The sequence below is a fragment of the Blautia argi genome (assembly GCF_003287895.1).
Classification (GTDB): Bacteria; Bacillota; Clostridia; order Lachnospirales; family Lachnospiraceae; genus Blautia; species Blautia argi.
In genome coordinates this window covers 238,415-251,928 of record NZ_CP030280.1, presented here as the reverse complement: position 1 = coordinate 251,928, position 13,514 = coordinate 238,415, and the positions used below count along the sequence as shown (strand labels likewise).

Sequence of the window (13,514 nt, the reverse complement as noted above, 5' to 3'; positions counted from 1 at the left end):
ACTGTTATACTGTATTAAAGGAAGAATTGTATTGTCCGAAGGAATTGTATACCAAAACAAAGATATTGAATTTAAGCTGATGAGTGAAACTTATAAGGAAAAATCCTTTGAGGCTTATGGCTTGAACCTACCAAAGATTAAAGAGGTATTGCCAACAAATTTACCGGCAGTGTCTGCAAACGAAATGCGTATCGATAATTTGTTTTTACTGGAAGATGATACACTGGCTATCGTAGATTACGAGTCAGAAGATAAAGTTTCTAATCGCGTAAAGTATATCAACTACATTGGCAGAATTATGCAGCGATACGATTCGCAAAAGAAGAAAATCCCTAAATTGCGTATGATTGTAATATATACGGGAGATGTAGAAAATGCAAAGGATACCTGGGAAATGCCATGCCTGACATTGAAAATGGAACAGGTTGTGGAATTAGCAAAACAGATTGAAAATGAAAACATACAGGCATTTGTTATTACGGGTATTTTAGTAAGTAGTGATAAGTTTATAGACCGAGCTTATGCAAAGACAGTAAGGAGGTATTTGAGTATGACGAAGGTATTTCAGATTTTAGAGGAAGAAAAGCAGGAAGCTATAAATCTTGCCAGACAAAACGAAAAAATAGCGATTGCCGAGAATTTGATGAAAGATGGACTTGATACCATATTGATTATGCGGACTACCGGCTTAACCAGAGAACAGATTGAAAAAATCCGGGAAAATATGTTAGCTGCCAGATAAACCATATGGCAAATACATCAAAAGTCTGCTGTACTCCCAGGGAATACAGCAGACTTTTATTCTGTTTCTTCTATATTATTATATTCTCAATCTGTTATTCTTTATAAGCAGCCAATGCATTGTCCAAAAGCACCAGCAATTCCAAAGCGCTGCGAAATTCCAGAGTTTTTCCTCTCTCCTTCCACATGATCTGCCCCTGCCAGGTGGCATTTTGGCGATACTGCACATGCAGCAAAAAGGTTCCGCATTCTCCATCCTGTTTCATCAGAAATTCTCTGTCTTTTACAGGTTTTGGCAGTTGTTTTCTCCTTTTCACTTCAGCGGAATCATTCACAAATTCCCGAAGCTGCTCTGCCGCCTGCGGAAAATCAATCCGGTCATAAAACGCTTCCAGAATCCGCAATAACTGCATGGTGTCTTTTATGATTTCCGGTTGCTCTGTATAATAATGATAAATTCTTCCTTCTATTCGATTGTCCTTTACATTGTCTACACAAATACAGACCAGATTCGGAGCCGCAAGTCCAAGGTTCATCTGTTTCATATTCCTCTACTCCTGTTCCTTCCTATTTCCAGTAAGATTCCTTCTCTTGAAACCGAATGTGCGAATTACTGCTCTCCGTATCGGCTACGGAAGAAACGTAATACTGCAGGTTCTGTTTCCATGTTTTATGATTTTCTGCAAATCTGCCCAAAATCCGGTCATAAATAATATCGCAGTTTTCCCTGTTTGTACCTACCAGCATAATTAAAAACTGAGAAGGACTGTATTTGGTAAAGAAATCACCCCGACGCAAAGAACCTTTAATGGCTTTATGAAGATTATTGGACAATACTTCCAGCTTTTCTCTGCTTTCCATGGGTCTTCCCTGCCGGTCTGTAATGGAACAAATCATCAGAAAAACGGAACGCCCGTTTCTCTCAATCAGCCTCCTTACCAGGCGGTAGCTGTCACGAAAGCTGGGTAACTGAACATAAAAAGCGCCGTTTTCGTAGCTCTTTTCTTTCAGCCCTTCTTTAATCTCCTCTGCGTCCTGGTATTTCCGGCTCATTTTGCTGCTCATCTCGTGAAACTGGTTCATCATTTTCTCTGAAGGCGTAATCCCCAATTCTTCAAAGAACATTTTTGACGTTTCTTCATAATAGTCATGTGCCTCTTTATAACGATTTAATGCTATCAGGGCATCTATTCTATAGGTCTGGTACTCGTCAAAGGGATAAATCTCCACCGCTGTACGAGTCAGTTCCAGGATTGTTTCATACTCTTTTTGTTCCTTCAGATATTCACATATCTCTGTCATTGCATAAGCATAAAGTTTTTTATACTGAACACTGAGTACAATGACCCAGTCCTCCCCTGACAAACCGGGAAGAAATTCGCCCCGATACAGCCTGCAGGCCTCTAAAAGAAGCTTTGCTCTTTTCTCCTTCTCTGTTTCATTTTTTGCCTGCTCTACCAGTTTTGCGAATTCCAATGCATCAATATACAGAGGAATCGGACTCTCCCATTTATAAAGCCCCTTCTCTATATGAATATATTCATATTCAGGAAGGCAGGTATCTGACAGCATTTTCTTTAATCGGTGTACTGTTACCCTCAGGTTGTTTGCCACATTGGCTAAATCTTCTCTTCCGAAAAGTTCTTCCCAAAGCTGGGGTCGGGGATACCCCCCCCTTGCATTCCGGTGGCATGCAGAAGTATCTGCAGCAGTTTCATGGCATTGGTTGCTGTATTACGCTTAAAGGATACTGGCTGGCCGTTATAGCTCATAGAAAACTTTCCCAGCATGTTGACATATAAAATCGGTTCATTTTCCATATCGCGTTTTACCCTCCCCCTTTAATTTCTATATTTTCATTATTCATTTTTCATCGTACATTTGCTTCTGTCTATCGCTTGTACTATTTTTATATTATAGCAAGTTGTTTCCGTTCTTTCCAGCCCTATTCCTGTAAAATATTCATTTTACCAAAAAAATATACTGCTTTCTAACCCACTGCACACAAATGTATTTTTGTTCCACATTCACCAGAAACGCCAAAAACCGTTCCGCCAGCCTTCACCAGCGAAACGGTTTTCTCTATACAAAATCTGTTGGTCTTAATTTTCTGTCTTTATCCCTCAATGGAAATATATTTGTTTTCTTCTACCTCTTTCTTTACCTCTTTCGGAACCGTCAGCCTCAGGATACCATCTTCAAATTTTGCATGAATGTCTTCCTGATGAATCTGTTCGCCTACATAGAAGCTTCTGCTCATGGAGCCTGCATAGCGTTCTCTGCGGATATAGTTGCCCTTTTTGTCCTGCTCGTCTTTATCCAGACCTTTTGCAGCGCTGATAGTCAGATAACCGTTTTCCAGTTTCGCGGATACTTCGTCTTTCTTAAATCCCGGAAGGTCAATATCCAGTTCATAGGTTCCTTCTGTTTCTCTTACGTCTGTTTTCATTATGTTCTTTTCGTTTTTGCCGTACAGAGGATTCTTTCTTCCGAAAAATTCTCTTTCAAACGGGAAATCCATAAAATCATCAAATAAACTTTCTCCAAAAATACTAGGCATCATCATAAGTCATATCTCCTTTCAAATGACATACAAATTTATTTTAGCACTTTGGGAAATCCAGAGTGTCGATTTCAGGAACATGAGGAATCAGGATTTTATGAGAACCTGTGAGTTCTTTTTCTCTCTTCCTTTGTTCTAGTTGTAATATAACACTTATATTTATAATTGTCAATAGGTTTTTTGAAATTTATTCAAAACACCAAAGGCTGCCGTACAAAACAGCGCAATCTTCTGATTGCTGTTTCATACGACAGCCCTTTTTTCTTATTTCTCCCCGCGACGGCGAGCCAGTTCTGCAGCGTTTTCCTCTACACGCTTTTTATTCAGCGGATAAATAAAGATTAACGCCAGCGCTACAGCAATCAAACCTACAATTGGCACAATACAGGAAATCTTGAAAATTCCTTCTATAACAACCGGGTCAAATGCCGTTTTTTCTGTATACCCTACCAGAGATAGCAGACCACCGATCATACCGGAAGAAAATGCCTGTCCCAGTTTTCTTGCAAAAGAGTATACCGCATAGACAGTTCCATCCTCGCGGACACCGTTTTTCACCTCTGCATCATCAATAACATCTGTAATCATTGCCCAGATAACTGTGTTAAAGAATCCAAGTCCGATAAATGCCAGAGTGGAGAATCCAATGTAAACCCAAACATTTTCCGGGTGTACAATCAGACACAACAGGAAGCTTCCTGCACCCACCAGACAAGATACAATGGAAAGCTCTTTTTTGCCAAACTTTGCTGCCAGCTTGCTTGCCAGAGGCGCACATACTACAAGTATGGCAACACTGCTGACCAAAGAGGAAACAGACTGTGCGCCTGCATTTTTATAGTAGTTGGGGAATACATAGCCTGTCATTCCCTGCATGCCCAGCATAGCCAGCAGAAGCAGAAGTGCGGCAGCAATAATTCCCAGCAGCGCACGGTTTGTAACCAGGCTCTTTCCAATTCCCAGCAAATCCAGCTTCTGGTTATTCGCCGGAACTTCCACACGTTCACGAACCAGGTTAAAGCAAAGGATATAGCAGATGATTGCCAATACAGAGAACACACCTGCAATCATCGTCACACGACTTCCGTCCAGAACCGGATTTCCATCAACTGTTACATAAGCAACCAGAGGTGTACCTGTTCCGATGACAAGGCTTGCCAGTGTGGAACCAATGGTTCTCCATGTAGACAGAGAAGTTCTGTCCGTAGGGTCTGAAGAAATCGCAGACGCCATGGAACCATAGGGAATGTTAATGGAGGTATAGAAAATGGAACCCCACAAAAGGTAGGTCACAATCAGCCATACCAGCTTAAATCCGTAAGACATATCCGCAAATGCTGACTGATAGATCAGGAAACTGGCAATTGCCACAGGTCCGCACATGCGCTTGATCCACGGACGGAATTTCCCGTCTTTGGTTGGTTTGGAGCGGTCTACAATCTGTCCCATAGTCACGTCTGTAAACGCGTCTACAAAACGGGCGATCATCATGACCATACCTACCACTCCGGCTGAAATCCCCATAACGTCTGTGTAGAATTTCATCATAAACATAGAGGACAGTATGAAGGTGAAGTCGTTACCGAAATCACCAAACATATAGCCGAGCCTGTCCTTCATACCAAATGCCGGAACAGAAGAATTATTTGTTTTCGCCATTTTTCTTATTCTCCTTTTTTGATTTTAATCAGTTTTCCATTCAGACTTTCCACAAAGCCTTCCGGTGCCAGAGTTCCTGCCATTTCACCGATTCTGTCCAGAGTCATGCCCTTCATCATATCCCACATGCCCTGGCCTGGAACAACCGTCATATTCATGGTAAGTTTAATTGCTTTTGCCGCAATTTCCAGCGCTTCCGGATTTTTGGCAATTTCTTCCATACTGTCTTTAATGCTGTACATGCCTTCCGGGAATTCCATTGGAGCCTTTAAGTCCATATCTCCTACTGTGCTGAACCAGTTTGCAACACCTTCTGCACGTTCATTGACTTCCGGCAGAACGTAGATTTCCGGTTCTTTTTCTACCTTTTCCAGAGTCATGGTATCTTTTAAATCACCAGCCTGCGCTGTAATGATGTTAAATCCGTCTTTTAATGCTACAGTAAATACAAATACCTTGTCTGCTGTCTGTTCTTCTACTTTTTCTCCATTTAAGAACAGTGTTACCGTCTGCTGGTTGGAGTATACACGGATTTCTGTTGTTTCACCTGCGCGCTGTGCATAACGTTTTCCGCAGAGATGAACCATTGGCTCTTTATTCCAGTATGCTTTGTAAATATAGTAGCTATCTTTCTTAATCTTTCTGTCCATGGTCACAAGACCTTTGTTGTTTCTTCCTGCCACACCGCCTTCATCACGGGCTGCACAACCGAAGTCAAACATATTCCATACATGGCTGGACCAGATCCATGGACGCTCATCTAATACTTTTGCCATGTGTTCATGGTATAATGCCTGATATTCTTCGCTGTAGTCCTTGCATGCCGGGTTTGGTCCGTGATAAGTGATGATACCTTCACAGCCATATTCGGAAACACCCAGGCAGATGTTCGGGTGAATTTTGTGGAAGTTGTCAAGCCATGGGCCATTGTCTTCCATTTTGCCGCCGTACCAGCCAAAGTAGTGGTTGTAGCTCTCTGTGTCTGTGATGTAGTGCATTGGTCCTTCAATCGGTGTCATGGATACATGAGCGATAGTTGTCAGACGGCTTGGGTCAAGCTCTTTTGCCAGAGCGTTTAATTCTTTATGGTTTTCCACTAACTGCTCGGAAATACCGCCGATAAGGATTTCATTGGAAATTCCCCAGAAGCAGATAGATGGGTGATTGTAATTCTGAATAATCAGTTCTTTTAACTGGCTGATGCAGTTCTGGTGTGCCTCAAGGTCATTGTTCATCACACTGATAAACGGAATCTCTGCCCATACTACAAATCCCATTTCATCACATGCATCATAGAAGTCCTGTGAATGCTGATAATGTGCCAGACGAATGGTGTTTGCACCCAGTTCTTTGATGATTCTTGCATCTTCAAAGTGATCTTCTCTTGTCAGGGCATTTCCTTTGTAAAGCTGATCCTGATGACGGCTTACACCGCGAAGAGGCGTTTCCACACCGTTGATAATAAATCCTTTATTCGGGTCACAGGAAAAGCTTCTCACACCTGCGCGTACAGAAATTTCATCATAAGTTTCATTTCTTCTTTCCAGTCTTGCTGTAACTGTATAGAGATATGGATTGTCAATATCCCATTTTGTTACTTCCGGAACATAAACAGTTACCGCTGTGCTGTCTGCCGGGCGGCATGCGCTTGCCACTTCTTTTCCCTCAGCATCACAAATAGAATACAGTACTGTAAAGTTCTCGTCTGCTTCTTTTACATAAGAAACAATATCAAATTTTGCACCGCCGCAGTCACATGGAACAGGTGTCACCTGGATTCCCGGACCTCCGTAATATTCCAAATCAAAGTGTGCGTCCGGTACGCTGATGAGATTTACACCTCTGTACAGACCGCCGTAGAAGGTAAAGTCTGCGGACTGTGGATATACACTTTCTTTTCTTGCGTTGTCACAGGCAACAACCAGAAGGTTTTCTCCTTCTTCCTTGCACACCTCTGTAATATCAGCACGGAAGGTTGAGTATCCGCCTTCGTGGTAAACCACTTCTTTTCCATTTACATAAACAGTTGCCTGCTGTCCTGCTGCCAGAATTTCCACAAAGACTTTTCCGCCGCCAAGAGGCTGTTTTGGTGTTTCAAAGGTTTTGGCATACCAGTATTTTCCTCTGTCATAGCTGCCGTTTCCGTCATGTCCGTCAATAGCATTCCAGGTATGAGGAAGGTCAACCTTTGTCCAGTCAGACGGCATAACCTGAGGAAGTCCGGCGTCCTGCTGAATAAATGCCCAGTCTTTGTTTAAATTAATCACATTACGCATAACTTTTTCTCCTTCGCTTTGTATTTTTTTAATATTTTTGTGGATTTTCTCCTCGTTCTTTTGTACAATATTATATGTAATTTTATGCGAAAATAACAGTGATGATTTTTATGGTTTTTTGCACTATTTTGTGTTTTTAAGGGGAACGATTATGAAAAATGACGAATCCATTCATTTAATAGAAAATATACTAAAAGCAAACTATGTTCCTGTATATCGTTTTGAACTGCCATGCAAAGACCCGGACGTTCTGGACAAGGGACTCAGAAGCCATGTTCTGGGGCTTAAAAATACTGCACAGTTTTTTGAAGATTTATTTGAAAAGGCAACGCCGGGTAAAATTTATTTTAATACAGACCTGTTTCAATGTACCTTTGTAATTATGCTCATGCCGGACAAAAAATCTGTTTTTTACTGCGGACCGGTACTGTTTGAAAAAATTCAGGGTGAGCGGTTTGAGGAGCTTTTTTCCACTCTTTCTCTGTCTGAAGTCTACCATGATTCCCTGGAGTCATATTATCAGCAGCTCTCTTTTCAGGCATCTTATGCTATGTTTGAGAGCCTGTTTCTGGAACTTGGACGAATTTTATATGGAGATGAATGTGAAATTATATACTCCAATGCAGACTTTTTTGACCATTGGAACAACACCTACAAGAATTATTTAAGAAATACAGAAAAGCCTTTTTCCAATATTGATATGATTGAACAGCGTTACGAATCTGAAAATATTCTTATCAATGCGGTTACTTCGGGAAGAGAAAGCCGGGCGCTGGAAATGACCGCCCAGTTTGGTATCCATTTTCTCCCTCAGCGGGCTTCTAATGCTATACGCGATGTGAAAGATTACACTATTATTTTAAACACGTTGCTACGAAAGGCCGCAGAGCGAGCCGGGGTTCACCCCATACATATTGATTCCTATTCCAACTGCAATATTGCCATGTTGGAAAAGCTCACGACTGTTGAGCAATGCGTGGCTGCTCAGCGAAAAATTGTTCTGGGATACTGCCGGATTGTAAAGGAACACCAGCCAAAAGTACACTCTCCTCTTTTAAGGCGTGTACTTGCCTATATTGAAACAGACCTTGGGGCAGACCTGACCCTGAAATCCCTTTCTGAGCATCTGGGGGTCAATGCCAGCTATCTCTCTTCTCTGTTTTCTAAGGAAATGGGAATTTCTTTGACGGATTATGTAAACAACCTCCGCATTTCCCATGCCAAAATACTGCTGGAAAATACAGAGGTTCCCATTAAGTCCATTGCCCTGCGCTGCGGTATTGGAGATATTCACTATTTTACAAGGCTTTTCAAACGTATCACCAACATGACACCAAAAGCCTACCGCCAGTCACACCTGAATCTTACCCAGGAGCATCCGGAGGATTTATAAGGCTATTTATAAGTCTAGTTTCAGATCGTTTTCACCAATCCAGCCTTTCTTTCTGAACGGTATGGCAATCATCCAGGTAAGCACTGCCGGAAGCACAAAGCAGACAAGGAGCATGCCAATCCAATCCATAGGTGTAATGGCTGCCTTGACACCGCTGGCCACATCCTGTACCCAGCCAGTGTATACGCCAATCTGTCCTACAAAACCGCAGGTTCCCATTCCGGAAGCCACCGCTGCTCCGTTCATCTCCATGTGGAAAAGGCAGGTAGCAATGGGGCCTGTAATAGCAGAGGCCAAAGTAGGCGGAAGCCAGATTTTCGGATTCTTTACAATATTTCCCATCTGAAGCATAGAGGTTCCAATACCCTGTGCAAAAAGACCGCCCCATTTATTTTCTTTAAAGCTCATCACCGCAAAGCCTATCATCTGGGCACAGCAGCCTGCTACTGCCGCTCCGCCTGCCAGACCGGTGAGGGAAAGCGCCGCGCAGATGGCCGCGCTGCTGATAGGAAGTGTCAGAGCAATTCCCACGATTACTGATACCAGGATTCCCATGAAGAAGGGCTGCAGTTCTGTTGCCCACATAATGGCATTTCCCACACTGCTTGCCGCAAAGCCAATGGCAGGCGCCCACCACAGTGACAACAGCACACCAGTTGCGATTGCTACAAGAGGGGTTACGATAATATCAATTTTCGTTTCCTTGGACACCAGTTTACCTGCCTCTGCTGCAAAAATTGTTACAATCAACACTGCCAGCGGGCCTCCTGCACCTCCAAGCTCGTTGGCCGCCATACCTACTGCTGCCAGGGAAAACAGCACCAAAGGCGGACACTGCAGTGCGTAGCCGATAGAAATTGCCATAGCCGCTCCGGTTGCCCCTTTGGCATAATTCCCCACTGTTACCAGAATATCAATGCCAAGCTGCTCTCCCAGGGTACTGATAATCGTACCGATGAGCAGAGAAGCAAACAATCCCTGCGCCATGGCGCTCAAGGCATCAATGCCGTATCTTTTTGCCGAAAAGATAATATTCTTTCTTTTCAAAAATTCTTTCATTCTATAAGTTCTCCTTCCTTTTGACATTCACTGTCTTGCTTACTGTCTTGTCAGTCAGGTTCTATTATCCATATTTTGAAGGAATTCGTCAAGCAAAATACATTTATAAAATTTTGATGAATATTACAAAAACCCCTTGCACATTACGTTACGTCACCCTTTATAATAGAAGTATCATAAACGCAGAAGCTAGACGAAACTATAAAACACAAAAGGAGATTTCATTATGAAAGGTATTATCTTAGCCGGCGGCTCAGGAACCCGCCTTTACCCTTTGACCATGGTAACTTCCAAGCAGTTACTTCCTATTTACGACAAACCTATGATTTACTACCCTCTGTCTGTGCTGATGAATGCAGGAATCCGTGAAATCCTCATTATCTCCACACCACAGGATACCCCACGTTTCCGGGAACTTTTAGGGGACGGTCATCAGTTCGGCGTACAGCTTTCCTACGCCGTACAGCCAAGCCCGGACGGACTGGCACAGGCCTTTATCATTGGTGAAGAATTTATTGGAAATGATTCTGTTGCCATGGTACTGGGTGACAATATTTTTGCCGGACACGGCCTGAAAAAGCGTTTAAAAGCAGCTGTGGAAAATGCAGAAACAGGCAAGGGCGCAACTGTATTCGGCTATTATGTAGACGATCCGGAACGTTTCGGTATTGTAGAATTCAATCACGAAGGCAAAGCGATCTCCATTGAAGAGAAACCGGAGCACCCGAAGAGCAACTACTGTGTTACAGGACTTTATTTCTATGACAACAAAGTCGTGGAATATGCAAAAAATCTGAAGCCAAGCGCCAGAGGCGAACTGGAAATCACAGACTTAAACCGCATCTATCTGGAAGACGGCAGCTTAAATGTAGAACTTCTGGGACAGGGCTTTACCTGGCTGGATACCGGAACACACGAAAGCCTTGTGGAAGCCACCAACTTTGTAAAAACCATTGAAGACCACCAGCACCGCAAAATTGCCTGTCTGGAGGAAATCGCCTACTTAAATAACTGGATTACAAAAGAAGATGTGCTGAAGGTTTACGAAGTATTAAAGAAAAACCAGTACGGTCAGTATTTAAAAGACGTTCTGGACGGAAAATATCTGGACAGCCTGCACTAAAATATTGATATAAAACATATTCTATCCCCAATGGGAATAAAATTAAAAACAGATAAGGAGATTTTATTATGACTATTATTGTAACCGGCGGAGCCGGATTTATCGGAAGCAACTTTATCTTTCACATGCTGGACAAGTACCCGGACTACAGGATCGTTTGTCTGGACTGCCTGACTTATGCAGGTAACTTATCCACACTTGCACCTGTTATGGACAACCCGAATTTCCGTTTTGTAAAAGAAAGCATTACAGACAGAGAAGCTGTTTATAAATTATTTGAAGAAGAACACCCGGACATGGTTGTAAACTTCGCTGCTGAAAGCCATGTTGACCGTTCTATCGAAAATCCGGAAGTATTCCTGGACACCAACATCAAAGGAACTGCCGTACTTATGGACGCCTGCCGCAAATATGGTATTCAGCGTTATCATCAGGTTTCCACTGACGAAGTATACGGCGATTTGCCATTAGACCGCCCGGACTTATTCTTCACAGAGGAAACACCGATTCATACCAGCAGCCCTTACAGCTCTTCCAAGGCCGGCGCAGACCTTCTGGTATTGGCTTATCACCGCACCTACGGTCTGCCTGTGACAATCAGCCGCTGCTCCAACAACTACGGTCCTTATCATTTCCCGGAAAAACTCATTCCGTTAATGATTGCCAATGCTTTAAATGACAAACCTCTTCCAGTATACGGAAAAGGTGAAAATGTCCGTGACTGGCTGTATGTAGAAGATCACTGCAAGGCCATTGACCTGATTATCCATAAAGGACGCGTAGGCGAAGTTTATAACATCGGCGGTCACAACGAAATGACTAACATTGATATTGTAAAAATCATCTGTAAAGAACTTGGCAAACCGGAAAGCCTGATTACTTATGTGGCAGACAGAAAGGGACATGACATGCGCTATGCCATTGACCCAACCAAGATTCACAACGAGCTGGGCTGGCTGCCGGAAACAAAATTTGCAGATGGCATCAAGAAAACAATCCAGTGGTATCTGGACAACAAAGAATGGTGGGAAACCATTATTTCCGGCGAATATCAGAATTACTATGAAAAGATGTATGGAAACCGCTAAACAGGAGGGAATCTAAATGAAGGTTTTAGTTACAGGTGTTGCAGGACAGCTTGGACATGATGTGATGAACGAACTGGCAAAACGCGGCTATGAAGGCATTGGCTCTGATATCAAAGAAGTATACAGCGGCATTTCTGACGGAACGGCTGTGGAAACCATGCCTTATGTACAGATGGATATCACAGACCGCTCCTGTGTGGAAAAAATTCTGCGGAAAACAAAGCCTGACGTTGTGGTTCACTGTGCTGCATGGACGGCTGTGGATTTAGCCGAAGATGAAGACAAAAAGCCCCTTGTTCACGCAATCAATGCGGACGGAACAAAATACATTGCTGATGTCTGCAAAGAGCTGGACTGTAAAATGGTTTACATCAGCACAGATTATGTCTTTGACGGGCAGGGAACAGAACCCTGGCTGCCGGACTGCAAGGATTACAAACCATTAAATGTGTATGGAGAAACCAAGCTGGCTGGCGAATTGGCTGTGTCCGAAACACTGGAAAAATATTTCATTGTCCGCATTGCCTGGGTATTTGGCAAAAACGGCAAAAACTTCATCAAAACTATGCTGAACGTGGGAAAAACACATGAGCTGCTTACTGTTGTTGATGACCAGATTGGAACACCAACCTATACATTGGATTTGGCAACACTTCTGGTAGATATGATTGAAACAGAAAAATATGGCTACTATCATGCCACAAACGAAGGCGGCTACATCAGTTGGGCTGACTTTGCCAAGGAAATTTTCCGCCAGGCAGTGGAAGCCGGACATTCTGAATATGAAAAAGTAACCGTAAAGCCTGTCACCACAGCCCAATACGGTGCCTCTAAGGCAAAGCGTCCGTTTAACAGCCGCCTGGATAAGAGTAAGCTGGCAGAAAACGGCTTCACTCCTCTTCCAACCTGGCAGGACGCTGTGAAACGTTACTTAAAGGAAATCGAATTTTAAACATAACAAAAAGACTGAGAAAAGGAGCAGACAGATATGGGACAGATTAAAGTAAGCAAATGCCCGATTGAGGGGCTGTATGTCATCGAACCTGCCGTACACGGCGATTCCAGAGGCTACTTTATGGAAACTTATAATCAGAAAGATATGGAAGAAGCCGGCCTTACCATGAAGTTTGTACAGGACAACCAGTCCTGCTCTACAAAGGGCGTGTTAAGAGGTCTGCACTTCCAGAAGGAATTTCCACAGGGAAAGCTGGTTCGCGTCATCAAGGGAACTGTTTTTGACGTGGCTGTAGACTTGAGAAGCGGCAGCGAAACCTATGGAAAATGGTTTGGAATCGAATTATCTGAGGAAAACAAAAAACAGTTTTATATTTCCGAAGGTTTTGCACACGGCTTTCTGGTACTCAGCGATGTAGCTGAATTCTGCTACAAGGTAACTGACTTCTATCACCCCGGCGATGAAGGCGGTCTGGCATGGAATGACCCGGAAATCGGCATCGAATGGCCACAGCTTAAGGGTGAATATCAGGGAACTGCTTCTGCCAGGGGATATACTCTGGAGGACGGCACTGCTCTGAATTTAAGCGACAAGGATCAGAAATGGGCACAGCTTAAGGATACCTTTAAGTTCTGAGTTATTTCCGGATTTTATCAG

At 43.1% G+C, this 13,514-nt stretch carries 13 protein-coding genes; 6 read left to right on the top strand and 7 right to left on the bottom strand.

What is annotated here, in order from left to right; genetic code table 11:
* The first annotated feature begins 31 nt into the window (after window positions 1-31).
* The gene (locus DQQ01_RS01365; protein ID WP_111917854.1) at window positions 32-742 is read left to right on the top strand and encodes an Rpn/YhgA-type helix-turn-helix domain-containing protein; all 711 of its coding nucleotides are present in this window, start codon (window positions 32-34) and stop codon (window positions 740-742) included.
* Window positions 743-836: 94 nt separating this feature from the next.
* Here the strand turns inward: DQQ01_RS01365 and DQQ01_RS01360 are convergent, their stop codons facing one another.
* The 6 genes from DQQ01_RS01360 to DQQ01_RS01340 all read right to left on the bottom strand — a co-directional run bounded on the left by DQQ01_RS01360 (window position 837) and on the right by DQQ01_RS01340 (window position 7,239).
* Window positions 837-1,286, bottom strand: a complete 450-nt coding sequence (locus tag DQQ01_RS01360; protein WP_111917853.1) for a hypothetical protein — start codon at window positions 1,284-1,286, stop codon at window positions 837-839.
* A 22-nt stretch (window positions 1,287-1,308) separates the two neighbouring features.
* A complete protein-coding gene (locus DQQ01_RS01355; protein ID WP_242980480.1) occupies window positions 1,309-2,355 on the bottom strand; it encodes an AfsR/SARP family transcriptional regulator in 1,047 nt (348 codons plus the stop codon).
* Between the two features lie 5 nt (window positions 2,356-2,360).
* The gene (locus tag DQQ01_RS16245) at window positions 2,361-2,561 is read right to left on the bottom strand and encodes a hypothetical protein (RefSeq protein ID WP_242980479.1); all 201 of its coding nucleotides are present in this window, start codon (window positions 2,559-2,561) and stop codon (window positions 2,361-2,363) included.
* Window positions 2,562-2,857: 296 nt separating this feature from the next.
* On the bottom strand, window positions 2,858-3,307 hold the full coding sequence (locus DQQ01_RS01350; RefSeq protein ID WP_111917852.1) for an Hsp20/alpha crystallin family protein: 450 nt from the start codon (window positions 3,305-3,307) through the stop codon (window positions 2,858-2,860).
* Window positions 3,308-3,568: 261 nt separating this feature from the next.
* Window positions 3,569-4,963 (bottom strand): MFS transporter, encoded by a 1,395-nt coding sequence (locus tag DQQ01_RS01345; RefSeq protein WP_111917851.1) that lies wholly within the window; start codon window positions 4,961-4,963, stop codon window positions 3,569-3,571.
* A 5-nt stretch (window positions 4,964-4,968) separates the two neighbouring features.
* Entirely contained in the window at window positions 4,969-7,239 is a 2,271-nt protein-coding gene (locus DQQ01_RS01340) for a glycoside hydrolase family 2 protein (RefSeq protein ID WP_111917850.1), read from the bottom strand.
* Between the two features lie 151 nt (window positions 7,240-7,390).
* On the opposite strand from DQQ01_RS01340, the gene DQQ01_RS01335 reads away from it, so the two are divergent.
* Window positions 7,391-8,632: a helix-turn-helix transcriptional regulator gene (locus DQQ01_RS01335; RefSeq protein ID WP_111917849.1), complete on the top strand. Its 1,242-nt coding sequence runs from the start codon at window positions 7,391-7,393 to the stop codon at window positions 8,630-8,632.
* 6 nt (window positions 8,633-8,638) lie between these two features.
* Here the strand turns inward: DQQ01_RS01335 and DQQ01_RS01330 are convergent, their stop codons facing one another.
* Window positions 8,639-9,691 carry a PTS sugar transporter subunit IIC gene (locus DQQ01_RS01330; protein ID WP_111917848.1) on the bottom strand — a complete coding sequence of 351 codons (1,053 nt, stop codon included), beginning with the start codon at window positions 9,689-9,691 and terminating at the stop codon, window positions 8,639-8,641.
* A 226-nt stretch (window positions 9,692-9,917) separates the two neighbouring features.
* Between DQQ01_RS01330 and rfbA the strand changes: the two genes are divergently transcribed.
* From rfbA to rfbC, 4 genes are all read left to right on the top strand, one after another.
* On the top strand, window positions 9,918-10,814 hold the full coding sequence (gene rfbA, locus DQQ01_RS01325) for a glucose-1-phosphate thymidylyltransferase RfbA (RefSeq protein ID WP_111917847.1): 897 nt from the start codon (window positions 9,918-9,920) through the stop codon (window positions 10,812-10,814).
* 68 nt (window positions 10,815-10,882) lie between these two features.
* A complete protein-coding gene (gene rfbB / locus DQQ01_RS01320; RefSeq protein WP_111917846.1) occupies window positions 10,883-11,902 on the top strand; it encodes a dTDP-glucose 4,6-dehydratase in 1,020 nt (339 codons plus the stop codon).
* 16 nt (window positions 11,903-11,918) lie between these two features.
* On the top strand, window positions 11,919-12,854 hold the full coding sequence (gene rfbD, locus DQQ01_RS01315; protein ID WP_111917845.1) for a dTDP-4-dehydrorhamnose reductase: 936 nt from the start codon (window positions 11,919-11,921) through the stop codon (window positions 12,852-12,854).
* 36 nt (window positions 12,855-12,890) lie between these two features.
* Window positions 12,891-13,493, top strand: coding sequence for a dTDP-4-dehydrorhamnose 3,5-epimerase (gene rfbC / locus DQQ01_RS01310; RefSeq protein ID WP_111917844.1), 603 nt, complete (start codon window positions 12,891-12,893; stop codon window positions 13,491-13,493).
* The last annotated feature ends 21 nt before the right edge of the window (window positions 13,494-13,514 follow it).